19 protein-coding genes are annotated in these 22,437 nt (G+C 52.8%); 10 read left to right on the top strand and 9 right to left on the bottom strand.

Going from position 1 to position 22,437, the window contains the following annotated elements; all coding sequences use genetic code 11:
- Positions 1-33 precede the first annotated feature (33 nt).
- Positions 34-927: an NAD(P)/FAD-dependent oxidoreductase gene (locus tag A0W33_RS07675; RefSeq protein ID WP_068837604.1), complete on the bottom strand. Its 894-nt coding sequence runs from the start codon at positions 925-927 to the stop codon at positions 34-36.
- 341 nt (positions 928-1,268) lie between these two features.
- Here A0W33_RS07675 and A0W33_RS07670 point away from each other — a divergent pair, with 341 nt between their 5' ends.
- Together A0W33_RS07670 and A0W33_RS07665 are read left to right on the top strand one after the other, a co-directional pair.
- Positions 1,269-2,507 carry an OmpP1/FadL family transporter gene (locus A0W33_RS07670; RefSeq protein ID WP_068837603.1) on the top strand — a complete coding sequence of 413 codons (1,239 nt, stop codon included), beginning with the start codon at positions 1,269-1,271 and terminating at the stop codon, positions 2,505-2,507.
- A 13-nt stretch (positions 2,508-2,520) separates the two neighbouring features.
- Complete coding sequence (locus A0W33_RS07665; RefSeq protein ID WP_068837602.1) at positions 2,521-3,843, top strand: SGNH/GDSL hydrolase family protein; 1,323 nt, start codon at positions 2,521-2,523, stop codon at positions 3,841-3,843.
- A gap of 169 nt (positions 3,844-4,012) precedes the next feature.
- Here A0W33_RS07665 and polA read toward each other — a convergent pair whose 3' ends face one another.
- Complete coding sequence (gene polA / locus A0W33_RS07660) at positions 4,013-6,865, bottom strand: DNA polymerase I (RefSeq protein WP_068837601.1); 2,853 nt, start codon at positions 6,863-6,865, stop codon at positions 4,013-4,015.
- A 295-nt stretch (positions 6,866-7,160) separates the two neighbouring features.
- On the opposite strand from polA, the gene A0W33_RS07655 reads away from it, so the two are divergent.
- The 3 genes from A0W33_RS07655 to A0W33_RS07645 all read left to right on the top strand — a co-directional run bounded on the left by A0W33_RS07655 (position 7,161) and on the right by A0W33_RS07645 (position 9,490).
- On the top strand, positions 7,161-7,514 hold the full coding sequence (locus A0W33_RS07655; RefSeq protein ID WP_068837600.1) for a hypothetical protein: 354 nt from the start codon (positions 7,161-7,163) through the stop codon (positions 7,512-7,514).
- A 65-nt stretch (positions 7,515-7,579) separates the two neighbouring features.
- Positions 7,580-7,915: a hypothetical protein gene (locus A0W33_RS07650; protein WP_068840003.1), complete on the top strand. Its 336-nt coding sequence runs from the start codon at positions 7,580-7,582 to the stop codon at positions 7,913-7,915.
- 183 nt (positions 7,916-8,098) lie between these two features.
- A complete protein-coding gene (locus tag A0W33_RS07645; RefSeq protein ID WP_068840002.1) occupies positions 8,099-9,490 on the top strand; it encodes a sigma-54-dependent transcriptional regulator in 1,392 nt (463 codons plus the stop codon).
- A gap of 12 nt (positions 9,491-9,502) precedes the next feature.
- Here A0W33_RS07645 and A0W33_RS07640 read toward each other — a convergent pair whose 3' ends face one another.
- From A0W33_RS07640 to A0W33_RS07625, 4 genes are all read right to left on the bottom strand, one after another.
- A complete protein-coding gene (locus tag A0W33_RS07640; RefSeq protein WP_068840001.1) occupies positions 9,503-12,175 on the bottom strand; it encodes an ATP-binding protein in 2,673 nt (890 codons plus the stop codon).
- Between the two features lie 214 nt (positions 12,176-12,389).
- Positions 12,390-13,160 (bottom strand): TPM domain-containing protein, encoded by a 771-nt coding sequence (locus tag A0W33_RS07635; protein WP_068837599.1) that lies wholly within the window; start codon positions 13,158-13,160, stop codon positions 12,390-12,392.
- A 7-nt stretch (positions 13,161-13,167) separates the two neighbouring features.
- Positions 13,168-13,605: a TPM domain-containing protein gene (locus A0W33_RS07630; RefSeq protein ID WP_068837598.1), complete on the bottom strand. Its 438-nt coding sequence runs from the start codon at positions 13,603-13,605 to the stop codon at positions 13,168-13,170.
- Positions 13,606-13,701: 96 nt separating this feature from the next.
- Positions 13,702-14,280, bottom strand: coding sequence for a LemA family protein (locus A0W33_RS07625; protein WP_068837597.1), 579 nt, complete (start codon positions 14,278-14,280; stop codon positions 13,702-13,704).
- Between the two features lie 234 nt (positions 14,281-14,514).
- On the opposite strand from A0W33_RS07625, the gene A0W33_RS07620 reads away from it, so the two are divergent.
- Positions 14,515-15,516: a sugar phosphate nucleotidyltransferase gene (locus A0W33_RS07620; protein WP_068837596.1), complete on the top strand. Its 1,002-nt coding sequence runs from the start codon at positions 14,515-14,517 to the stop codon at positions 15,514-15,516.
- 267 nt (positions 15,517-15,783) lie between these two features.
- Here the strand turns inward: A0W33_RS07620 and A0W33_RS07615 are convergent, their stop codons facing one another.
- On the bottom strand, positions 15,784-16,440 hold the full coding sequence (locus A0W33_RS07615; RefSeq protein WP_068837595.1) for a 2OG-Fe(II) oxygenase: 657 nt from the start codon (positions 16,438-16,440) through the stop codon (positions 15,784-15,786).
- A gap of 250 nt (positions 16,441-16,690) precedes the next feature.
- On the opposite strand from A0W33_RS07615, the gene A0W33_RS07610 reads away from it, so the two are divergent.
- The 4 genes from A0W33_RS07610 (at position 16,691) to A0W33_RS07595 (ending at position 21,137) form a co-directional block, all read left to right on the top strand.
- On the top strand, positions 16,691-18,892 hold the full coding sequence (locus A0W33_RS07610) for a prolyl oligopeptidase family serine peptidase (RefSeq protein WP_068837594.1): 2,202 nt from the start codon (positions 16,691-16,693) through the stop codon (positions 18,890-18,892).
- Positions 18,893-19,068: 176 nt separating this feature from the next.
- A complete protein-coding gene (locus A0W33_RS07605) occupies positions 19,069-19,497 on the top strand; it encodes a DUF5362 family protein (protein ID WP_068837593.1) in 429 nt (142 codons plus the stop codon).
- Positions 19,498-19,712: 215 nt separating this feature from the next.
- Positions 19,713-20,468 carry an acyl-[acyl-carrier-protein] thioesterase gene (locus A0W33_RS07600; protein WP_068837592.1) on the top strand — a complete coding sequence of 252 codons (756 nt, stop codon included), beginning with the start codon at positions 19,713-19,715 and terminating at the stop codon, positions 20,466-20,468.
- Between the two features lie 171 nt (positions 20,469-20,639).
- Entirely contained in the window at positions 20,640-21,137 is a 498-nt protein-coding gene (locus A0W33_RS07595) for a GNAT family N-acetyltransferase (protein WP_229802098.1), read from the top strand.
- 364 nt (positions 21,138-21,501) lie between these two features.
- Here A0W33_RS07595 and A0W33_RS07590 read toward each other — a convergent pair whose 3' ends face one another.
- The gene (locus tag A0W33_RS07590; RefSeq protein ID WP_068837591.1) at positions 21,502-21,828 is read right to left on the bottom strand and encodes a DUF4286 family protein; all 327 of its coding nucleotides are present in this window, start codon (positions 21,826-21,828) and stop codon (positions 21,502-21,504) included.
- Positions 21,829-21,930: 102 nt separating this feature from the next.
- Positions 21,931-22,398, bottom strand: a complete 468-nt coding sequence (locus A0W33_RS07585) for a hypothetical protein (protein ID WP_068837590.1) — start codon at positions 22,396-22,398, stop codon at positions 21,931-21,933.
- Positions 22,399-22,437: the final 39 nt, after the last annotated feature.

The following is a 22,437-nucleotide window of genomic DNA, read 5'->3' as shown; positions in this document are numbered from 1 at the left end:
CTGCAAGGCAAAAGTAGCTGTCACAGCCAATTTTTACTTCCTGTCCTCCTGCTGCAACTCCATGTTGATGGCTACACCGGCTTTGGCTCCTTCGGCGGCGGCCACAATCACCATTTGCATGTCACGGGCGGCATCGCCGGCTACAAACAGGCCCGGAATATTAGAGTGCTGCAGCTTCTTGGTTTTGATTACGCCTTTATCGGTGAACTCGCAGCCTAATTGCGTACCAAGGTCAGACTGCTGCTGAGTGCCCAGCGAGAAAAACATAGCGCCCTGTGGCCGCTTTTCCCCGTCTTTCAGCACAATGTGTTCCAGTTGTCCATCTGTTCCCTCCAGCCTTACAATCTTTTCTTTGCAAATCTTGACTTCGTTGCGCTCCAGCAATTCTAGGTCGTCCCGGGTCAGGCTGTCGGTACCGTCGGTGTAGAGGGTAACATCAGCGCTCCAGGTTTTCATGGCGAGGGCCTGGCCGGTGCCTTTGCGCTCGGGGCCATACACGGCAATGGCCTTGTCGCGGCTCTCCCAGCCATCGCAGTAAGGGCAGTGGTGCACGCTTTTGCCGTACAGCTCCTCCGCGCCCTCTACAGGCGGAAGTTCGTCTTTCAGGCCGGTGGCGAGCAGCAGTTTACGTGAGCGGTATACTGTTCCGTCCACATCATTCACCACAAACTCTCCTTTGGTATAAGTAGCCGTTTCAATGATTGTATCCACTAACTCCACTCCATATTTGGCCAGCTCAGCGCGGCCTTTCTTGATGAACTCCCCAGGAGGCATGCCATCGCTTGTTAAGAACCCGTTCATGTTGTTCGACCAGCGGTTACGGGGTTTTCCGCTGTCAAATAAAATAACCTTGCGGCGGGAGCGGCCAAGCAGCATCGCTGCATTCAGTCCTGCCGGGCCGCCTCCTATTATTATGACATCATACATAAATATTCTTCTTCAGTAGTATTCTTCTTCAGTTTCTGAAAACTATCTAACGCAGGGTGGGCCGATAAGGTAGGTTCTAAACTAGGATTAAATTATATTTAAGAAGTATCTGCCGCTGCCCTTGGCTTTTGTGTTTTAAAATAGTAATGTTTCATGATACGTTGAGCCAGAGGAGCGGCAGTGCCACAGGGAGACGTGCAAAAACAGGAAATGAACCGCAGGGGGCGCCTTTTCATTTTTCGACTCATTTCGAAAAATATTTGAAAATGTATTGTGAGACGCTGCATTAATGATATATTTGTTTAGACCTTTTATCACCGACTATTAACTCATCTTACTTTATGAAAAGCAAAATTTTAGCCTTACTAGGTGGCACGCTTCTCTCAGCCTCTGCTATGGCTGGAGGCTATCAGGTGAACCTGGCCAGCCAACGGCAAATTGGTATGGGCCATACGGGTACTGGTATTCAAACAGGTACATCCAGCATCTTCTTTAACCCGGGAGCCATGAGCTTCCTGCGCGAGAACGGGGTGACTATTGGTGCCAGCGGCATTATTTCTAAAATAGCGTACCGTGCTCCTGAGCCAACTGCCACTACTGCTGCGGCTGATAACCCGCTTGGCACGCCATTTAGTGTGTATGCTGCCTATAACGTTAGCGAGAAATTAACGGTGGGTCTGGGCGTTTATACTCCTTTTGGAAGTACCGTGAACTGGGGTGAAGATTGGAACGGGCGCTTTGCCCTGTCGCAACTGTCGTTGGAGGCGGTGTTTATCCAGCCGACGCTGAGCTACCAGATTACCGAAAAGTTGGGCATTGGTGCAGGCCTGACTATAGCCACAGGCTCAGTAAACCTGCAGCGTGTGTTGCCACTGCAGAACCAGGATGGCACCGAGGGTGAAATTGAACTGGACGGCGGTGCAAAAACTGGCTTCGGCTTTAACGCAGGTATTTACTTTGAGCCGACCGAGCAGTTCTCATTAGGCCTAAGCTACCGCTCACAGGTTGACTTGTCGGTGGAAGAAGGGAGTGTTACATTCACAAACGTTCCAGCTTCAGCAAGTGCGAATTTCCAGCCAGGCACCCAGTTCTCTGCTGAGTTGCCGCTGCCATCCACTCTTTCCCTGGGTATCGGCTATAAGCCAAGCGAGCAGCTAACGCTGGCTGTGGATGTAAGCCGTGTGGGTTGGAGCGCTTATGAGGAGCTGCGTTTCGACTTTACAAAACCTGTTGCCGGAAATGAGTCTTCAGTGAGCGGACGTAACTACGAAGACGCTTATATCTACCGCATCGGAGCTGAGTATGAGGTAAGCGATGCCTTGGCGCTTCGTGCCGGTGCTTACCTGGACCAGACGCCTGTGCAGGACGGTTACCTGACGCCAGAGACACCAGATGCGGACTCACGCGGTCTTTCTGTTGGCCTGGGCTACAGAATCTCTGATAACTTCGCTGTAGACGCTTCCTTCCTGTACATCAACAAAAAGGAAAGAACAGACGCTGCTGATAAATCAAACGGTATAGCCGGTACTTACAAGTCTGTTGCTTACATCCCGGGTTTGGCTTTAACCTATAACTTCTAATTTACCTACGATAATGAAAAAGTATTTCTATAAATCCGGTGTGCTGGCGGCTCTTTTTGCCAGTGTGCTCCTTACCAGCTGCGATCCGGAAATTGATGCGCCGGCTGCCAGCTCGGGCCAGGCTGATTTTACTAAGTATGTGGCAGTTGGGAATTCCCTGACAGCTGGCTACGCAGACGGAGGTCTTTATCGTTCGGGGCAGCTGAGTTCTTACCCGGCTATACTTGCCCAGCAATTTGAGAAGGCTGGCGGTGGCGAGTTCACCCAGCCACTGTTCACGCAAGAGCAGGAAAACGGCTCCGGTTACCTAAGATTTACTGGCTTTGATGCTTCTGGATCACCGATACTGCAGCCGGTAACAGATAAACTTGCCGTGAGAGGCATGGGAGCTGATGGCAAAACCCCTTTGTATACCGAGTTTCTTGATGAAGTGAACAACTTAGGTATACCGGGCATTAAAATGGTAGATGTAACCACACCAGGGTATGGCCTGAACAACCCGGTGGGCTTTAACCCATTTTATGAGCGCCTGATCGGCAACGAGTTTACAGGAGCGAGTGGCCTGATGCCGTACGTGAACAAAGTAGCGGCCACAAACCCTACCTTCTTCACTATGTGGTTGGGCAACAACGATGTGCTGGGCTTTGCCACTTCTGGTGGACAGGCCCCGATCTCGGACGCCGACAGGTTCCAGACAAACCTGAATGCCATGGTGAACGCACTCACTGCCGATGGAGAAACAGAAGGTGTGATCATTAACATTCCGGATGTAACAGGTATTCCGTTTTTCACAACCAAGGCCACTGCCAGTATCATAGCCAGTGCCAAAGCAGCGAACACCCAGCTTTACATTACAACAGGCAATGGTACGGTTCGTCCGGCAACCCCAGCCGACTATGTATTGCTTACCTCTACAGTAGGCACTCCTGAGCCGGTGGGCCCAGCTACCATTCCGCATGGCTTTAGCCAGTTTAATCCTTTGCGTAATGGCGAGGTGCTTGACCAAGCAGAAGTTACCGCTGTGAAGCAGGCCACTGCTAACTTCAACAGCATGCTTGCTGCTGCGGCGCAGGCAAAGGGTCTTGCCTTTGTGGATATGAATGCGTTTTTCAACTCTATCCAAATGAGAGAAGGTAAACCTACACTGAATATAAATGCGGTGAATTACTCTCCTGCGTTTATCGCCGGTAACCTGTTCTCTTTGGATGGTGTGCACCTTACGCCTCGTGGTTATGCCATCGTGGCAAACGAGATCATTCGCAACATCAACTCGAAGTATGGCGCCAATGTGCCAACGGTTGATGAAACCCAGTATAACGCGGTTCTTTTCCCGTAACTGGTATAGTTCTCGTTAGCTTAACAAAAAAGGCTCCTCTGCATAAGAGGAGCCTTTTTTGTTTTACGTCTATCTTACAGTGCCGTCCGAACATGTGAGCGACCTAAACTTGCTTAGAGCCATCAGGCGCTCGCAGGAGCTGCGCACGCTGCGAGGTCTTTAAGTGATTTTAATGCGCCTCCAGCCAGTTTTCGCCCACGCCCAAACCAACTTCCATCGGAACGCTTAGCGGCAGTGCGTTGGTCATCAGCTCCACAATTTTCGGTGTCACGATTTCCACTTCTTCTTTTGGCGCATCAAACAGGAGTTCGTCATGCACCTGCAGAATCATGCGGGTGGCGAGCTTCTCCTGCTTCAGGTAATCCTGTATGTTGATCATCGCGATCTTGATTATATCGGCGGCTGTGCCCTGTATGGGTGCATTGATGGCGTTGCGCTCGGCAAAGGCGCGTACCGTTTGGTTGCGCGAGTTGATATCGCGCAGGTAGCGGCGGCGGCCAAGTATAGTTTCGGCGTACTCCAGCTCGCGGGCTTTGTCGATGGTGCTGTCCATGTACTCCTTGATTGCAGGAAACTCCTGAAAGTAGGCTTCGATGATATCGGCGGCCTCGCGGCGCGGAATCACCAGGCGCTCTGCCAGGCCAAAAGCAGAAATGCCGTAGATAATACCGAAGTTCACCATCTTGGCCTTACGGCGCATCTCAGCATCCACCTGCTCCAGTGGCACGTGGAACACCTTGCTGGCCGTGGAGGCGTGCACGTCAATTCCGTTTTTAAACGCCTCTTTCATGGTCGGGTCGCCGCTGAAATCGGCCATAATGCGCAACTCGATCTGTGAGTAGTCGGCAGAGATGATGAGGTGCTTGCTGTTGCGCGGCACAAAGGCCTTGCGTATCTCGCGGCCACGCTCCGTGCGAATCGGGATGTTCTGCAGGTTCGGGTTGGTGGAGCTCAGGCGACCGGTGGCTGTTACCGCTTGGTTAAACGAAGTATGCACGCGGTTGTCCTGCTCGCATACCAGTTGCGGCAGCGCATCCACATAAGTGGATTTCAGCTTCGACACCTGCCGGTGATCCAGGATCAGGCGCACGATCTCGTTTTCTGCGGCCAGCTTGGTCAGGATTTCCTCGCCGGTAGCGTACTGGCCGGTCTTGGTCTTCTTGATTTTTGATTTGCCGTTCAACTCTAGCTTGTCGAAGAGGATCTCGCCGAGTTGCTTAGGAGATCCGATGTTGAACTGCTCCCCGGCAATTTCAAAAATACGTTTCTCCATACTTACGATCTCCGCTTCCAGCTGCATCGAAATATCAGCCAGGGCGTCAGAATCTATACTAATGCCTTCTTTCTCGATATCAGCCAGTACCTGCACCAGCGGGTTTTCGATGTCGCGGAACAGCTTCATCAGACCCTGCTCCTGCAGCAGCGGCTCAAAGTATAGCTTCAGCTGCAGCGTGATGTCAGCATCCTCACAGGCATAATCCTTCACCTCCTCCGGCTCCAGGTCGGCCATGGTTTTCTGGTTCTTGCCCTTCGGCCCGATCAGATCGGTGATCGGAACAGGCGAGTAGTTAAGGTATGTTTCAGCAAGCACGTCCATGTTGTGGCGCATTTCGGGCTCCAGCAGGTAATGGGCAATCATGGTGTCGAAGATCGGTCCCTTCACCTCTGTTTTATAGTTCTTCATCACCAGGATATCATACTTGATGTTCTGGCCGATCATGGCTATGTTTGGGTTCTCCAGCACCGGTCGGAACTCGTCTACAATGCGCTGCGCCTCCTCCAGGTCGTTTGGCGGCACCGGCACATAGTAGGCTTCGCCCGGGCGGTAGCAGAACGACATGCCCACCAGCTTTGCCGTGATGGCATCTATACTGGTGGTTTCGGTGTCGAATGAGATCTCATCCTGCTTCAGCAGGTACTGCACCAGGCTCTGGCGCAGCTCGGGAGTGTTGATGAGGTGGTAATCGTGCAGGGTTGTGCCCATACTTTGCATGCTGGCCGGAATAGCGTCAGCTGTTGCGGTGGCGTCTGCTGTGGCAACCGCCGCTGCAGGTGCATCAAACAGAGAGCCTTGGTTGCTATTTCCCTTGCCTTTTCTTGTTCCCCTGGCGGCGGCAGGTGCCGAAGCAGCCTCACTCAGGCTTTTGCCCAGCACGCGCTGCGCCAACTGCCGGAACTCCAGCTCGGCAAACAGCTCTGTTATCTGCTCCTCGTTGGGGCCGTTATAAAGCAGCGCCTCCTCGTTAAACTCCAGCGGCACATCGCAATGGATAGTAGCCAGTTCTTTTGACATGATGCCCTGGTCGGCAAAGTTCACCACGTTCTCTTTCTGCTTGCCCTTCAGCTGGTCGGCATTGGCGATCAGGTTCTCCACAGAGCCAAAACGCTGGATAAGTGTTTTGGCCGTTTTCTCACCAATACCCGGAATGCCCGGAATGTTATCCACGGCATCGCCCTGCAAGCCAAGTATGTCTATTACCTGTTCTACCCGCTCAATTTCCCACTTATCCAGTATCTTCTGCACATCCCACACTTCGATGGCGTTACCCATGAAGGCGGGCTTGTACAAGTATACATGCTCGGTTACCAGCTGGCAGTAGTCCTTGTCCGGCGTCATCATGTACACGTCGAAACCGGCTTTCTCTGCCCGCTGTGCCATGGTGCCAATAATATCATCTGCCTCATAGCCATCCAGGATCAATACCGGAATGTTAAAGGCCTCCACGATCTTTTTGCAGTACGGTATGGCGATGGAGATATCCTCGGGCTGCGACTGGCGGTTGGCCTTGTAATCGGCAAAGCTGTCGTGGCGGAAGGTTTTGGCGGCGGAGTCGAAGGCGACGGCAATGTGCGTGGGCTGCTCCTTTTGTAGTACTTCTACCAGCGTGTTGGTAAAGCCAAGGGCCGCGCCCGTGTTCATGCCTTTGGAGTTGATGCGCGGGTTCTTGCTGAAGGCAAAGTGGGCGCGGTATATCAGTGCTAGTGCGTCTAGCAGAAACAGTTTCTTACGTGGTTCGCTCATGCTGCTAATTTAGTTAATTTAAGTATAAACCCTGCCTGCCCGTTCATCGCCTATACGATTTATACTTGCTGCCAGCCGTGCCGCTTTATTTCCAAATTATACTTGCGCCAACACACAGCTTGCAGGCGATGCTACGCACCTTGTGGAACAAGTCTACAGCGGCGGCTATGGCTGCTAAACTGCTAGCAGGACGTAATTTTCTACCATACAGCAAGTTGTGTGCTGCTGCAATTTCTGGCACAGTTCTTTTAAAGGGGATTGGCAGAAGAAGTAAAGGACGCAACAGAATAGAACTATGAAAAAAGCATTTTCCCTGGCACTGGCTTTTGCAGCGTTTGCACTGGTGTCTTTGGAAGCGAAGGCCCAAACAGTGCCCTCTACCCAGCTGCCACCGTCTGAGTTGCGGCAGGAGCTGCAAAGGGGCAAGCAGGAGATAAAGAAAGAGGAGCTGCCGGAGGGAGTAAAGCAGGCCCTTCAGCACGATGTGCTGAAGGAGTGGCAGGTAAGCGGAGTATACAAGGTGGTTCCGGTAGCCCCGGTTGCCGCCGATATCGCCCCTGTTTACGAAGTATACTTCACTAATGCAGCGCAGCAGCACACGGTTGCCCGATTTGACGAAACCGGAGAGGCGCTGGCAGGAGACGAGTAGGGCGGGAGTATTACTAGCAACAGCAAAACAGTTTTTTAGAGTAAAGTTTAAATTTGAAAATGATTATGAAAAAGATATCACTTTTAGCCGTGGCCTTTGCGCTTGTGGGTCTAGGCGCGCAGGCGCAGGGCAATGCGGCAAACACTACGCAGGCAGTGCAGCAGACAACACCGCAGGGCCAGCAGAACAAGCAGAAAATCACCCTTGAAGAATTGCCAGAGGCCGTAAAAACCGCCGTAACGGGTGGCGAATACAAAGAATGGACGGTAGGCGAAGTACACAAGCTACAGCCCGCCGAAGCCGGTGCCGCCGCCATCTACGAGGTGCAACTCCTGAACAAGGAGCAAGAGCAGCCCGTGGTTGTACGCTACGACGAAGCAGGCAATGTAGTGCAGGGTTAGGCCCGGCAGTACCGTTTATATATAATTCCGGGAGGAGCCTCCGTTATACAACGGGGGCTTTTTCTGTTTATGCCCCGCACAACAAGAATCGCCTTTGGAAGGTATAGAACAAATACGATATAAATCCGTTACTTAAAGGCTTCCTGCATTGCGCCCTGCAGGCTGTAACACATGAACGCAACTATGCCTAAGATACTTCTTATTGATGATGATCCTGCTTTCTGCCTGATGCTCAAGTCGTTCCTGAAACGGCAGCAGCTCGAGGTAGAGACAGCTTTCACAGCTAATGACGGGCTGCGCCTACTAAAGGCATCATCTTTCGACCTGATCCTGACCGACTTCCGCCTGCCTGACAAAGACGGGCTGGAGCTGATGTCACAGATACAAGTGCTCACCCCTGATGTGCCGGTGATCCTGATGACCACCTACGCTGACATCCGAACGGCCGTACGCGCCATAAAAATGGGGGCTTTCGAGTACATTACCAAGCCCATCAACCCCGACGAAACACTGCTGGTGGTGCAGAACGCCCTGAATAAAAAGCATGCGCCTGCCGCCGATGAGGCACCAACCACCGTGGCCGGAACCCTGCAGTTTGTGCGGGGGCAAAGTCCGCAGTCTGAGCAGATAGAGGAGTTTATCACGCTGGTGGCTCCCACCAATCTGTCGGTGATTATTGAGGGGGAAAGCGGCACGGGCAAGGAATATGTTGCCCGTATGATGCACCACCAGAGCAAGCGCCACGACAAACCCTTTGTGGCCATAGACTGCGGTGCGCTGTCAAAAGAATTAGCTGGCAGCGAACTGTTCGGCTATGTGAAAGGAGCCTTTACGGGCGCTGTGAAAGACAAGGAGGGGCAATTTGAGGCAGCCGAAGGCGGCACCCTATTCCTGGATGAGATCGGTAACCTACCCTACGAGGTGCAGGTAAAGCTGCTGCGCGCACTGCAGGAGCGTAAAGTGCGGAAGCTAGGCAGTACCTCCGACCAGGATGTGGATGTGCGGGTGCTGGCGGCTACCAACGAGGACCTGGTGCAAGCTGTTTCGAAAGGCCAGTTCCGCGAGGACCTGTATCACCGCCTAAACGAGTTTAAGATCAACGTGCCCCCATTGCGCGATCGTGATGGCGATGTGGTGTTGTTCGCGAAGCACTTCCTGGCGCAGGCAAACCGGGAGTTGGAGAAAAATATCTCGGGTTTTGATGAGGCCACGCAGCAGGCCATGCTCAAGTATAACTGGCCCGGAAACCTGAGGGAACTCCGAAACGTTGTGAAGCGCGCCGTGCTGCTGTGCAAGACAGCTGAAGTAACGCTACAGCAATTACCACCGGAAATAGTGAATTACACCCCCGCTGTGCCGCAACCGCAGCAAAGCGAAGGCGGCTTTTCTTACTCGGGCGCTTCAAGAGACCCCATGGATACGGACCTGAAAAGTATAAACGAGCGCACTGAGCGTGAAATGATCCTGGCCATGCTGGAGCGCGTGAAGTATAACAAGTCGAAGGCAGCGCGCTTGCTGAACATAGACCGAAAGACCTTATACAACAAGCTGAAGCTTTACAACATCGACATTTAAGTTGGATTGCTGCTACACGGGCTGCTCGGCATAAAGGCTGTGCAGTTCCTGCTGCAGTGCGTTTAACACCAGCCGCACCTGCTGCTGAGCTTGCTCCACCGCTTGTTGCAGCTCGTCCGGGGCTTGCCTGCCTGTATGCAATACCTGCTCCAGTTGCAGCAGGTGCGGCGTTACTGTGTGCGCCTGCAGGTGCTTAAAAGCTGTCAGCATCTTGTGCGCCATTGTTGCGGTTGCCTCCCAATCAGCCTTTTCGGCAGCCAACGACAGTTGCTCCAGGTTCTGCTCCTGATCCTCCAGCAGCACTTCCACCACGGCTGCCAGGGCCTGTGTGTCATCGCCGGTAAACAGGCGCATTTCGTGCAGGCTGTATAAGCTGTTGGTTTGCTCAATTGGCTGTTCCACTTCGTGCTTCTGTATAACAGGCTGTGATTCTGACGCCGCTGCACGTTCCTCAGCTGCTTTTATAGCCGCTACGGGCAACACTTTCGCTAGCTTCTGATGCAGTTCCTGCTCTTTGTAGGGCTTCAGCAAATGATCGGTGATGCCGGTATTCTTAAAGAATCCGATATCATTGCTCATGATGTTGGCCGTCAGGGCGATGATCGGTACTTCCGGATCAAGCTTGTGGATATTTCGGGCCACGGTCTTGCCGCTTATGCCTGGTAACTGTATGTCGGTGAGCACCACGTCATACTTGTGTTCCTGAGCCAACGCCAATGCTTCCGGGCCGTCGTTTGCCAGGTGCACCACCATACCCCAGCGGCTCAGGATCAGATCGCACAGGGTACGGCTGTATCCGTCATCATCTATTACCAATGCTTTTAATCCCTTGAAAGAGGCAGGCACCGGCACCGTCTCACGTGGAGCGGCAGGCACTGCCTCTGTAGCAATCTGCACAGGCAGCAGCACGGTAAAGGTGGTGCCTTCGCCCTCCATACTGTTCACCGATAAAGTTCCGCCCTGCATCTCCACCAGCTTCTTGCTAATCGAAAGTCCTAGTCCGGTGCCGCCATACTTGCGCAGAATGGAGCTATCAGCCTGGTTAAATTCTCCAAACACATACTGCAGGCTCTCCTCTGACATGCCGATGCCCGTATCGGCCACGGCAATGCTCAGAACCAGTCTGTTCCGTCGGCGGCTGCGCAGGTCTACCTGCACCTGCACCAGGCCTTTGTGCGTGAACTTGATCGCGTTGTCGACCAGGTTGAACAGTATCTGCTTCATGCGCAGTAAATCTCCCTCCAGTGCGTCTGGTATGGACGTGCTTAGCCTGTAGTTGAAAATTATGTTCTTACCGGTAGCCTTCAACGCGAAGGCCTGCTCCACCTCGTTCAGCAGCTGGGAGATGCTGAATGGTGAGCGGTTGATGTACAGTTTACCCGCCTCCATTTTCGACAAGTCGAGCACGTCGTTTACAATGTGGAGCAGGTGCTGCCCCGCCCCGCTCACTGCCTGCAGATGCTCCTGTTGCTGCGGCAGCAGGGGCGTGTGGTGCAGCTGCTGCGAGAAGCCAAGTATAACGTTGAGCGGCGTGCGCATTTCGTGGCTCATGTTAGCAACGAACGCCTCCTTGGCACGGGCCAGTTTAACGGCCTCCTTCTGCGCCTTTATCAGGCTAGACCTGTAGTTGTTGCTGCGTGTGATGTCGTGGAGAATGAGCAGGATAAAGCCCACCCCACTCACCAAACCAGCTATACCGATTACGAGCAGGACAGTAGAGGTTTGCTTGGCCACCGCGCGCGCCTGGTTTGAGTTGCGGAGGGTCTGCTTTTGCTCATGGCGCTCCAGCTGGTAGATCATCGTTCTGATCTGGTCCATGATGTGTTTGTCCTGCTGCAACAGGGCTAGCTCCTTTTGCTGCAGTTTCTGCTCCTGGGCATCGGCTTCGCGCTGCACATTATGCAGAATGCGGCGCACCTTGCTAAGCGGGGCAACCGGTGTAATGTTAGCGCTTGTATCAACCCGTGTTTCCTGCCGTACCTCGAGTTGGGGCACAATTACCTTTGGGCGGGGGGGCTCTGGCTGTTCTTCTTTTTCTTTTTTGGAGAAAATGCGATTGAAAAAGCCGCGCTTCTCCTTCTTTTCCTTCTCCGGCACCACCACTGGCTCCTCCTGCGGGAGCGCTATTTCCGGCTGTTGCGCCTCCTGCCTGGTGCCGTTCATGTCCAGGCGATCGGAGATGGTGGTTTTGGTGTGTTTGCTGATGGTGGTGGAAAGGGGCGTCTGTTCGACTGTTGAGGCAATTTGTATCATTGCCTTGCGAGAGTAATTGTAGCGTTTCTGCTCCTTTTTCAGGGCAACATACTGGGCCAGGCTTTGCTGTTTTGCCTGCAACAGGGCAGAAATGGAATCAACCTGGGCTTTCTCGAGCGGGTTGTGCCGCATCAGGTGCTCCAGAGAGTCAATCTGGCTTCCAATGGTATCCAGGTGCGCCAGGTAAGCCTTAAAATGTTTTTCGTTTGTGGTGAGCGTGTAGGCGCGAATTGCGCTTTCAGCCGTAGAGATAGAACCCAACGTATGCTGCAACTCGCGCAGCTTATAGTTTGGCTGTGAGAGCACCTCCACAGAGTTCAGTAGCTTGGTAAAACTCGTGTAGGTCAGGAAGATGGCTGCTACCACAATGCCGAGGGCCAGTGTAAAGCCCACTACTACCTTTGTTTTGATGCTGTCCCCAAATATCTTCATGTATGCAACGTATGCTTTTTTGGTGCGCCCCGGCTCCTGCCGCCACTGGCTCAAGCCTTATAACGCCGAAAGAACATAAATGATTACAGAAGGGTGCCTTCGGTAGTCATTTATGTTCTTTCAGGAAGATTGGGAGACATTTACACCCTGTAATTTGCCCGGGTATTTGCGTTAGGTTATACTTGATTGTAAAAGCTGCCGCCAAAGGATCTACTTACCAACTGCTGCTGGCACCGCCTCCGCCGAAGCCTCCGCCGCCAAACCCACCGAAGCCGCCCCCACCCCCACCGCCGCCGAACATGCCGCCGCCTGAGCTGAACGTGCCGAAGCCGCCGGGAATAATCACTGGTCCTCCAAAGGTACGAGAGTAGCGCCTGCCGCCACGGCCTCCGCCGCCCCCCATCTTTGAGAACAGGATCAACATCAGAATAACAATAATGATAATGAAGAAGATGGAAGGGCCTGATTCTCCTTCGCCTCCCTGCGCATTAAGGTCTCCCTCGTATGCGCCGCTGGCAAGTTCAAAAACCAAGGTGGTTGCCCGGTCCAGGCCCTCGTAAAATCTGCCCTCTGCAAAGGCTGGTTTCAAGGTGCGCTCGGTGATGCGCTTGGCCAGGGCGTCCGGAATATATGCCTCCAGTCCGTAGCCGGTTTGGATGGCAACCTTCCGCTCTTCCTGGGCCACAAGTATAACGAGGCCGTTGTCATACTTGCCGGAGCCAACACCCCAAAGCTCACCCAGTTCGGCGGCATACTGGTTGATGTCGTAGCCGCCAATAGATTTCATGAGCACCACCGCTATCTGGCTGGAAGTGGTATCAGAGTAATTTACTAGTTTCTGTTCCAGGGCCTGCTCCTCCTGCGGTGTAAGCATATCGGCATAGTCGTTGACCAGGCGGTTCGACTTGGCCGGAAAATCACTGTTCTGCGCGAAGGCAGTGAGGCTTAAGAGGCAAAGGTATAGGAATAGGGATAGTTGCTTCATGTTTTGCTTAGTCTCCGAACGATACGTCATCGCTCAGTTCGTTCGTATCTTCGTGGCGGTTGTAAGGGAAGTGAGCCTGCAACTGCTCTCCGGCCATACGTATGCCACGTGCTAACCCGGCGGCATACTTCTTTTTCTTGAAATAACTGATAACCTCTGCCGTGATGTCCTCCCAGAAATGGTCGGGCACGGAAGCGTTGATACCAGCGTCGCCAAGTACGGCAAACTGGTGGTCTTCGAGGGCCACGTAAAACAGCACGCCATTGCGCTGTTCCGTCTGGTGCATGTGCAGTTCCGCAAATACTTCGGTGGCGCGGTCCAGCACATCTATTTCGCAGTTGCTTTCTATATGTACCCTTATTTCGCCGGAGGTTAGCATTTCCGCCTCTTTTATAGCGGCCATTATCTGCTGCTCATCGGCTGGGGTAATGGTGTCTTTTGGCATAGCAATAAGTTGTTAAGCGGCTCGATTGTTTGCTTGTGGGAAGGTGCTTCAAAAACCAAAAACAACAAGCAATCAAACGAACCCTGTAGCCATTTTTTAGAACTCTACCGTAGGGGCTGTTTGTGCTCCTGCTTCCGCCTCAAAGTAGCCCTTCTTTTCAAAGTCGAACCAGCCGGCTATGAAGTTGCGCGGAAACGAGCGGATGTAGGAGTTGTAATCCTGCACCGTCTCATTGAATTTACGCCGCTCCACGGCAATGCGGTTTTCTGTGCCCTCCAACTGGGCCTGCAGCTCCAGGAAGTTCTGGTTTGCCTTGAGCTCCGGGTAGCGCTCCACCGATACCAGCAGGCGGCTCAAGGCACCGGATAACTCGCCCTGTGCTGCCTGAAACTTTTGGATGTTCTCCGGCGTCAGGTTATCCGGGCTGATGTTGACACTGGTGGCCTTGGCGCGCGCCTCGATCACACGTGTCAAAGTTTCCTGCTCAAAGTTGGCGGCGCCCTTTACGGTATTTACCAGGTTTGGCACCAGGTCAGCGCGGCGCTGGTACACGTTCTGCACGTTGGCCCATTGCGCCTCTACCTGCTCGTCTTTGGTTACCATGGTGTTGTAACCGCAAGATGACTGAGACGCCAGAATCACGAAGCCGATAAGGTAGAAAAATAGCTTTTTCATAAGTGGGTATGTGTGTGGTTTAGTATGCAAAATGAATGGCCCCTGCGGGCGATATCTGTACGAAGATAGGAAAGCTGTGTTAAGACACGCATAAAAATAACAGAAAATGCCGTAAGCGTTTAACGTGCCGTGAGCGTCACGAATCGTCCCGAAAAGCACAAATTGTTAGCCAGCAACCGCTTGCTGCACTTATTTTATAGCCTGAATTTAATATATTGCAGAAAAGGATAGTACATGAAAGTAGTTATACCCCTTGCAGGAGTTGGTACAAAGCTTAGGCCGCACACGCACACGCAGCCTAAGTCGTTGGTGCCTGTAGCGGATAATACCATACTTGGCCACATCATTGAGAAGCTGCTGGAGGCAGGCATCACCGACTTTGTATTCATCATCGGGTACCTGGGCGAGAAGGTGGAGCAGTACGTGCGGCGGAAGTACCCGCAGGTAAACGCACAGTTTGTGGTGCAGGAGCCCCGCGAAGGGTTGGGGCATGCCCTTTGGATAGCCCGCCATACCTTTGAGAACGAACCGGATTTGCTGATCATGCTCGGCGATGCCATTGTGGATGTGGACCTGCAGCCGATCCTGGCGGCGCCATACTCGGTGCTGGGTGTAAAGAAAGTAGCCAAGCCCTCGCTTTTCGGTGTGACGGAGATGGGGCAGGATGAATTTGTGACGAAGGTGATTGAGAAGCCCAAGATCCCGAAGTCGAACTTTGCACTGGTGGGCCTTTACAAAATCATGCAGCCGCAAAAGCTGATCGCCTCGCTGGAGCACCTCATCACCGAGGACCTGCGCACGCAGGGCGAGTACCACCTGACAGACGCGCTGATGCACATGATCCGGAACGGCGAGAAGATGGTGCCCTGGAGCGTGGATCACTGGTTCGACTGCGGCCGAAAGGAAACCTTGCTGCAGGCAAACGCCACGCTGCTGGCCCGCCCCAAGTTCCGCGACCGCGACTACAGCAAACTTTGCCCCGGTTGCATCATCATTCCGCCGGTAAGTATAGGCGAGAACTGCAGCATCTCCAATTCCATCATCGGCCCCAATGTGGCCATTGGTGATAATACGTCTGTGGGTAACTGCATCCTAAGCAACTCTATCATAGGTTCCTACTCAGAACTGCGGTATGCAGTCATGCAGGATTCTATTATCGGCAGCGACGCCACGTTCCGGGGCTTCAGCCACAGCCTCAACATCGGCGATAGCACCGAGATCAACTTTTCGCAGTAAGGTTTATAGGACACAAGACACAAGTAGCAAGACACAAGACTTCTTTAAAGTAGGAGAGATTTTTAATTTGAGTGAATTTTATACTTGCTCCATTCCTATTTATCATCCTGAAAGGATCTTGTGGGCGAGCTCCAATTGCTTGTGCGCTCCGCTACCAAGATCTTTCCAGGATGACAGTAAAAGATTAGCGCACTCAAGACGCTGTTGCTTTGTAGCCCAGGCGCTCGCGGGACCTTCGGAAACGCGAGGTCTTCACCGTGGCCTCTCCTACAAAAACGTTAGCTCATTCAGTTGGTCCAGCATCCAGCCGGTGAGGCTGTAGCGGTGGCGGGTGGCTACGAGTACTTCGTGCGGAATCAGGTCGGCGCGGAAGCAGGCGAGGCGACCGGCGATTGGCAGAATATCCACCGTTTCTTCAGAGCCGTCGTCCTGTGGCAAGTATAAGCGCAGGTTTCCACCGTGCTCCGGCTTCCAATCCTCGTTCAGGTAGCAGATAAAGGACAGGCGGCGGTGGTCGTTTTCCTTAAACTGATCGATGTGGCGTTTGTACACAGTTCCGGGCGGGTATACCGTAAAGTGGAACTCGTAGTCTTTCAGGCCCAGGAAACAGGTGCGGTTGATGTAGCGCATCACCTCGTTCATGCGGTTCAGGAACACCTGGGTAGGCGGCAGCGCTTCGGCAGGCTCAATCCAGCGAATAAAATCCCCGCGCACCTCTTTGTCCACCGTAAACTGATCGGCAGCCCCAATGCCAGCTTTTTTAAAGGTGCCCTGCTCCTGGTGATGCGTGAGCACGTCCAGCAGGTTGCGCACCTCCTGCGGCTCCAGGAAGTTATCCACGATGGCGTACCCTTTCTCCGACAGCCTATCGGCTATCTGCTCAAACTTTTGCAGCAGTTTCTCGTCTTCCAGTTCGTCAAACATAAAGAATGTATGGCTTGATTTATGCTTTTATACTTGCTGGCAAACTTTTTGGCTGCCCATCCGATAAAAGCGGGTAAAAGTAAGCAGGAATAGTCCAGTTTGTACAGGGCAGCGGCTAGAAGTTTGGAATTCTCAGAAGCATGCAACAGCAGGTTCTGGAGCAGCTAAGGCAACAATATGCGGTAAAATCCCTAACTTGTACTCATCTGTTTTTAACCTAACCTTAAACAAACACATAGGCGAAGCCATTATGAAAAGGACAACTGTATTTCTGCTAGCCGGCGGCCTCACGGCTGTGTCGGCTTGCAAATCATCTCAAACGGACACAACTGCCACAGGCATGACAACAGAAACAAATACAACTTCTGCCACCGCACAGGCGGCAGAAGAAGCAAAGGCACTTGATTACCCTGATACTAAAAAAGTAGATCAGGTAGACGATTACTTCGGCACTAAAGTGGCCGATCCGTACCGCTGGCAGGAAACGCACGACGCAGCGCTGGACGAGTGGATTGAGGAGCAGAACGAGGTGACAAAGGAGTACCTAAGCGACATCGACTTCCGCGACAACATCAAGAACCGCCTTACCGAAATCTGGAATTACCCGAAGTATGGCGCCCCTTTTAAAGAAGGCGGCAAGTACTACTTCTTTAAAAACGATGGCCTGCAGAACCAAAGTGTGCTGTATGTGCAGGAGAGCCTGGAGGCTGAGCCAAAGGTGTTCTTCGACCCGAACAAGCTGAGTGACGATGGCACGGTAGCGCTTACCTCGCTGCAGTTCTCCAAAGACGGGAAGTACTTGGCCTACGGTACCTCCAGCGGCGGCTCTGATTGGAACACCTACCACTTAATGGAAACGGCAACCGGTAAAAAACTGGACGATCAGATTGAGTGGGTGAAATTCTCCAGCCCGAGCTGGAGCGGCAACGGCTTCTTCTACAGCCGCTACGATGCCCCAACCGAAGGAAACAAGCTGGCCAATAAGAACGAGTACCATAAAGTATACTACCACAAAATCGGCACGCCGCAGAGCCAGGACCAACTGGTGTATGAGGACAAGAAGAACGCACTGCGCAACTTCTACGGCCAGACCACGGAAGACGAGCGCTTCCTGCTGCTGAATGTTTCGGAGGGAGCGAGCGGGGCCAACGCCTTGTCGTACAAAGACCTGAAGGACCCGAAGTCAACCATCAAACCGATCATCGAAAACTTTGAGAGCCAGTACAGTGTGATTGACAACGTGGGCGATAAACTGCTGGTGATGACGAACAAAAACGCGCCGCGCTACCGCCTGGTGCTCATCGACCCGAAAAAGCCGCAGGAGCAGAACTGGAAAACCATTATTCCGGAGTCGCAGAACGTGCTGGAGGGCGTGTCGAGCGTGGGCGGCCGTTTGGTAGCCACGTACATGAAGGACGCGACGAGCCAGGTGGTGGTGTACGATATGAACGGCAAGCAGCTGAACACCGTGGAACTGCCAACGCTTGGCACAGTGGGCGGCTTCAACGGCGACAAAGACGACAAGGAAGTGTTCTTTACCTTCACCTCGTTTACGTACCCGCCAACCATTTTCCGCTACGACATTGCAACCAACAAAGTAACGCAGTTCCGCAAAACGGAAGTGAACGTAGACACGGACGCCTTCGAGACGAAGCAGGTGTTTTATACTTCAAAGGACGGCACGAAAGTGCCGATGTTTATCGTGCACAAGAAGGGCCTGGAGCTGAACGGCCAGAATCCGACGTACCTGTACGCCTACGGTGGCTTTAACATCTCCATGACACCTAGCTTCAGTATTGCCAACATGCTGTGGCTCGAGAACGGTGGTGTGTACGCCATGCCGAACCTGCGTGGTGGAGGCGAGTACGGCGAAGACTGGCACAAGGCCGGTATGACACCGAACAAGCAGAACGTGTTTGATGACTTCATCGGGGCGGCCGAGTACCTGATCAGCCAGAAGTATACTTCCTCTGAAAAGTTGGCCGTGGCTGGTGGCTCTAACGGTGGTTTGCTGGTAGGTGCTTTCATGACACAGCGCCCTGAGCTGGCGAAAGTAGCGCTGCCTGCCGTTGGTGTGATGGACATGCTGCGCTTCCACAAGTTCACGATTGGGTGGGCCTGGGTGCCGGAATACGGTTCTTCTGACGATGCCGCGCAGTTCAAGAACCTGCAGGCGTTCTCGCCACTGCACAACATCAAAGAAGGCGTGAAATACCCGGCAACGCTGGTGAAGACCGCTGACCACGACGACCGTGTGGTGCCGGCGCACTCGTTCAAGTTTATATCTGAGCTGCAGGACAAAGGCGCACCGGGCAACCCATACTTAATCCGGGTAGATGTGCGTGCGGGCCACGGTGCCGGTAAGCCAACTTCGCTCGTAATTCAGGAGTACGCCGATACGTATGCGTTCATCTACAAGAACATGGGCGTAAACCCGTATCAGAACCAGTAACAACAGTATAAATCTGCCAATTATACTTCAGCCGCGTTGCCTGTTTTAGGTGGCGCGGCTTTTTTTGTCTTCTTCCGGAGAGGGCTGCAGGATGTTAGGAAGTATAGTTATAATTATATACTTTGAAGGCTAAACGAACAACATCCTATGGAAACATTCTTTGACGACGAGAGGTCATGCCTACCGCTGCCGACTACCTGAGCCAGGCAGCCAAATGGGGCAAATTTTTAGCTATTGTGGGCTTTGTAATAGTAGGGCTGATGGTACTGGTGGGCCTGTTCGCTGGCGCTTCCATGGGCGCTTTGATGAATGGCGGCATGGGGAACACGGCGGGCGTTGGTAGCATCATCGGCGGCGGATTCTTTACCGTTATTTACCTGCTTTTTGCCTTGCTCTACTTTCTGCCGATCTTCTACCTGTACCGTTTCTCCAGCAAAGCGCAACTGGCCCTGAACGAGCAAAGCGAAGCAGCGATAAACGAAGCTTTTAAGAACCTGAAATCACTGCTCAAGTTCATGGGCATCCTCACCATTGTCTTCCTGGCTTTCTATGGTTTGGCACTTCTGTTTATGGTACTGGGCATGGGAATCGGAAAGATGATGTAGCGTCGTTTATGCGCTATCTAAGTATAAAAGATCTTTAGGGGCTCCCATATTTCTTCCTGCCTCAGGCGATTATGAAGCGCCTCAACCTAAGTTAGCAGTACATCAGCCATAGGCAGCACACCCGGCAACGGGTGTGCTGCCTGTTTTACAAAGCACCAGGTTGGCCTCCACAGCGATTCTTGCGTAACTTAGCAGCCAGACAAGTATAAAATGCTATGAAATCAACGGGAGGGACCAGCCAGTTTACGGTACGCTCAAACGAAATAGATTACCGGGGGCAGGCTACTTTGCCGGCGCTCGTGAGTTACATGCACGAGGCGGCATGGGAAAATACCAGAGACATCGGCATGTCAATGTATGACCTGCTGGAGCACGGGCTGACGTGGGTGCTGCAGCGGATGCGCATTGAAATATTCCGATACCCCACACACGACGACAAACTGACGGTGGAAACATGGGCCTCTGGCCGTGAGCGTGTATACATGCACCGCGACTTCCGAATCTATACTTCGGAGCGCGAGCTGTTGGGCCAGGCAACCAGCGTATGGTTGGTGATGGACATGGTGAAGCGCCAACTGGTATCGGTGCCGGATTTTATTGTGAACATGGAGCTTGTGCAGCTGCGGGAGCCCCTGCCTTTTGCCAAAGGAAAGCTGCCACAGTTGCAGGAGGCACAGCATGAGCAGCAAATCCCCGTCCGCTGGCACGACATCGACCTGAACCGCCACGTAACCAACACCCGTTACCTGCAATGGGCCTTGGACACGCTCCCGTTGGAGGTGCTGGAGCAAAAGCAACTACAGGAGATAGACATCATCTTTAAAGCGGAAAGTATATTGGGCGACACTGTGGTATCGGCTACCGCGCCCGATGCAGTTGATGCAAATTTATACTTGCACCGCCTCACCAGCCAGGAAAGCGATAAGGAACTGGTGCAGGCCAAAACGGTGTGGCGGGAGTTAAAAAGTTAAAGAGCCTGGCCAGCAGTTCCTGCCACAAGCGTCCGCGTATGCCTTGTTTATAAATTTGAATAGCACCAGAAGTTAAAAGCAGCTTTAGAAGTGCGGTAGAAGTGTGGCTGCATCAAAAGAAGAGAAGCAGACGCAGGTATGTGTCTATGCTTTTACCCATGAATCGATTACATGATCAAAAAGACAACAGATATTGAAATGGTAGAGATAAGAAGAGGAACGATAGATGACCTGCCCCAGGTGCATGCGCTGATCAAAGAATTGGCAGAGTTTGAGCGGGCGCCGCAGGAGGTAACCACCACCATCTACGAGATGGAGCGCGATGGTTTCGGCGAGAATCCGATCTTCAAGTTCTTTGTGGCTGAAGGGGAGAACGGGATTGTGGGCATCGCGCTATACTACACGGCTTATTCCACGTGGAAAGGCCGCACTCTATACTTAGAGGACCTAGTGGTAACGGAGTTTATGCGCCGCACCGGTGTCGGACGCAAGCTCTTTAACGCGGTAGCCCAGGAAGCGAAGGAAACAGGTGCCAAACGCTTCAGGTGGCAGGTGCTGGATTGGAATGAACCGGCCATTGCCTTCTACAAAAAGATTGGAGCCGAACTGAGCAGCGAATGGCTGACCTGCACCTTGACCGAAGAGCAAATACAGCAGTACGCTGGTTAGCGAGGGGTTGTCCAGACTTTAACTTGAAAAGAACCTAACCCCTCCGAGGAGGGAAATATTCCTGCAATACTTACGCTGGCGCAAGTATTTATACTTGTGTCTTTTAATGATGTCGCATTTGTAACCCGAGGGGCTCGCAGAATCCAACAAGTGCGGTTGCCTAAGTATGAAAGCCAGCGTATGCCCCCTCATCCTAGCCCTCTCCCCAAGGGGCGAGGGCATACTACTCTTGCTGATAATTCTCCTCTGAGGAGGCAGGGGTGAGTTTCCATTTTCCAGAGCCAAACTCACACTTCCTATAAACAGGATCGCCAGCGGTGGTTTAGCCGCTGGCGATCCTGTTTTAATCAATCGAAAGGAAAAATTAGTCTTCGCGCTCCACATCTTTGGCCACTACCTCCAGCATAGAGCGGAAAATCACATACTTGCCATTGTAGCGGTTGTGGTGGCGGGCCTCCAGTTCCCCTTCGCGTTCGCTTTGGTATTCTTCCAGGTCGGCGAGGTTGCGGCAGGTGTACTGTACGGCGTAGGTGGTGCCGTCATTCGCGATCTCGTGCAGCAGGCGGCTGATCTGGTTGCCCAGAAAATACCCCGTGCCCATTACGGCGGGAATGTGTACTTCTTTCATCCACTGCAGCCACTCCTCTGCTACGGCGTTGTCTATGCTTATCGTCTCGTTGTACAAAATCATACCCAAAAGTACGAAATTCTGAGCGAAGTGATGTGCCTGAAAAATGAAGTGCCTGTACGTGACAATACAGGCACTTTTGAACGGTTTATCCTGTAAGCACCACTACTCGCAGCTCCAGCGGCCCGGCATGCCATCGTAGTAGCCATCGGTTGGGTTGGGCTGATAGGCCAACACCAGTGGCTGCTCGTCCTCCTGCGGCAGCAACAGCAACTCCCCCTGGGTTAACTGAATGTATACTTCGCCCTGGCTGCCTGTCACAGCTTTCAGCGTGTTTTTATCATTGCTCACCTGATAGTTCTTATTGCTGTTCAGGCCCGTGGCAGTTAACTCTGCAATGCGGTACACTTTAGCCTCGGTAATGGCTCCTGAGCTTGCCAGCGAAATCTTTTCTTCGCTTACCAGCTTGCCGCCGAACCAGATGTTCTCGCCCAGGCAATTGGAGGTTCTGGCCACAAGATCAAAATAAACTTCTTCAGATGGCTCTGTGATAGCCGCTACCGTAACGGCAGGTGCTTGTTTTGGCGCAACCGCGGCAAAGGTATCCGGCTTCTTCTCCACTTCATGATCCATGCGGGTAGTGCAGGACGAAAATAGAAGCAGTGACAGTAG

Origin of the sequence: Pontibacter akesuensis (genome assembly GCF_001611675.1) — a bacterium.
GTDB lineage: Bacteria > Bacteroidota > Bacteroidia > Cytophagales > Hymenobacteraceae > Pontibacter > Pontibacter akesuensis.
Note: the sequence above shows the minus strand (reverse complement) of the source record. Positions and strands in the feature narration are given on the sequence as shown.

Bases quoted from the DNA above. Each gene is read 5' to 3' on its own strand.
- A0W33_RS07625 (WP_068837597.1), bottom strand. From the start codon at position 14,280: ATGAAAAAGCTATTTTTCTACCTTATCGGCTTCGTGATTCTGGCGTCT.
- A0W33_RS07585 (WP_068837590.1), bottom strand. From the start codon at position 22,398: ATGGATCATGAAGTGGAGAAGAAGCCGGATACCTTTGCCGCGGTTGCG.
- A0W33_RS07675 (WP_068837604.1), bottom strand. From the start codon at position 927: ATGTATGATGTCATAATAATAGGAGGCGGCCCGGCAGGACTGAATGCA.
- A0W33_RS07670 (WP_068837603.1), top strand. From the start codon at position 1,269: ATGAAAAGCAAAATTTTAGCCTTACTAGGTGGCACGCTTCTCTCAGCC.
- A0W33_RS07610 (WP_068837594.1), top strand. From the start codon at position 16,691: ATGAAAAGGACAACTGTATTTCTGCTAGCCGGCGGCCTCACGGCTGTG.
- A0W33_RS07655 (WP_068837600.1), top strand. From the start codon at position 7,161: ATGAAAAAAGCATTTTCCCTGGCACTGGCTTTTGCAGCGTTTGCACTG.
- A0W33_RS07620 (WP_068837596.1), top strand. From the start codon at position 14,515: ATGAAAGTAGTTATACCCCTTGCAGGAGTTGGTACAAAGCTTAGGCCG.
- A0W33_RS07645 (WP_068840002.1), top strand. From the start codon at position 8,099: ATGCCTAAGATACTTCTTATTGATGATGATCCTGCTTTCTGCCTGATG.
- polA (WP_068837601.1), bottom strand. From the start codon at position 6,865: ATGAGCGAACCACGTAAGAAACTGTTTCTGCTAGACGCACTAGCACTG.
- A0W33_RS07605 (WP_068837593.1), top strand. From the start codon at position 19,069: ATGCCTACCGCTGCCGACTACCTGAGCCAGGCAGCCAAATGGGGCAAA.
- A0W33_RS07600 (WP_068837592.1), top strand. From the start codon at position 19,713: ATGAAATCAACGGGAGGGACCAGCCAGTTTACGGTACGCTCAAACGAA.
- A0W33_RS07590 (WP_068837591.1), bottom strand. From the start codon at position 21,828: ATGATTTTGTACAACGAGACGATAAGCATAGACAACGCCGTAGCAGAG.
- A0W33_RS07635 (WP_068837599.1), bottom strand. From the start codon at position 13,160: ATGAAGCAACTATCCCTATTCCTATACCTTTGCCTCTTAAGCCTCACT.
- A0W33_RS07640 (WP_068840001.1), bottom strand. From the start codon at position 12,175: ATGAAGATATTTGGGGACAGCATCAAAACAAAGGTAGTAGTGGGCTTT.
- A0W33_RS07650 (WP_068840003.1), top strand. From the start codon at position 7,580: ATGAAAAAGATATCACTTTTAGCCGTGGCCTTTGCGCTTGTGGGTCTA.
- A0W33_RS07615 (WP_068837595.1), bottom strand. From the start codon at position 16,440: ATGTTTGACGAACTGGAAGACGAGAAACTGCTGCAAAAGTTTGAGCAG.
- A0W33_RS07630 (WP_068837598.1), bottom strand. From the start codon at position 13,605: ATGCCAAAAGACACCATTACCCCAGCCGATGAGCAGCAGATAATGGCC.
- A0W33_RS07665 (WP_068837602.1), top strand. From the start codon at position 2,521: ATGAAAAAGTATTTCTATAAATCCGGTGTGCTGGCGGCTCTTTTTGCC.
- A0W33_RS07595 (WP_229802098.1), top strand. From the start codon at position 20,640: ATGATCAAAAAGACAACAGATATTGAAATGGTAGAGATAAGAAGAGGA.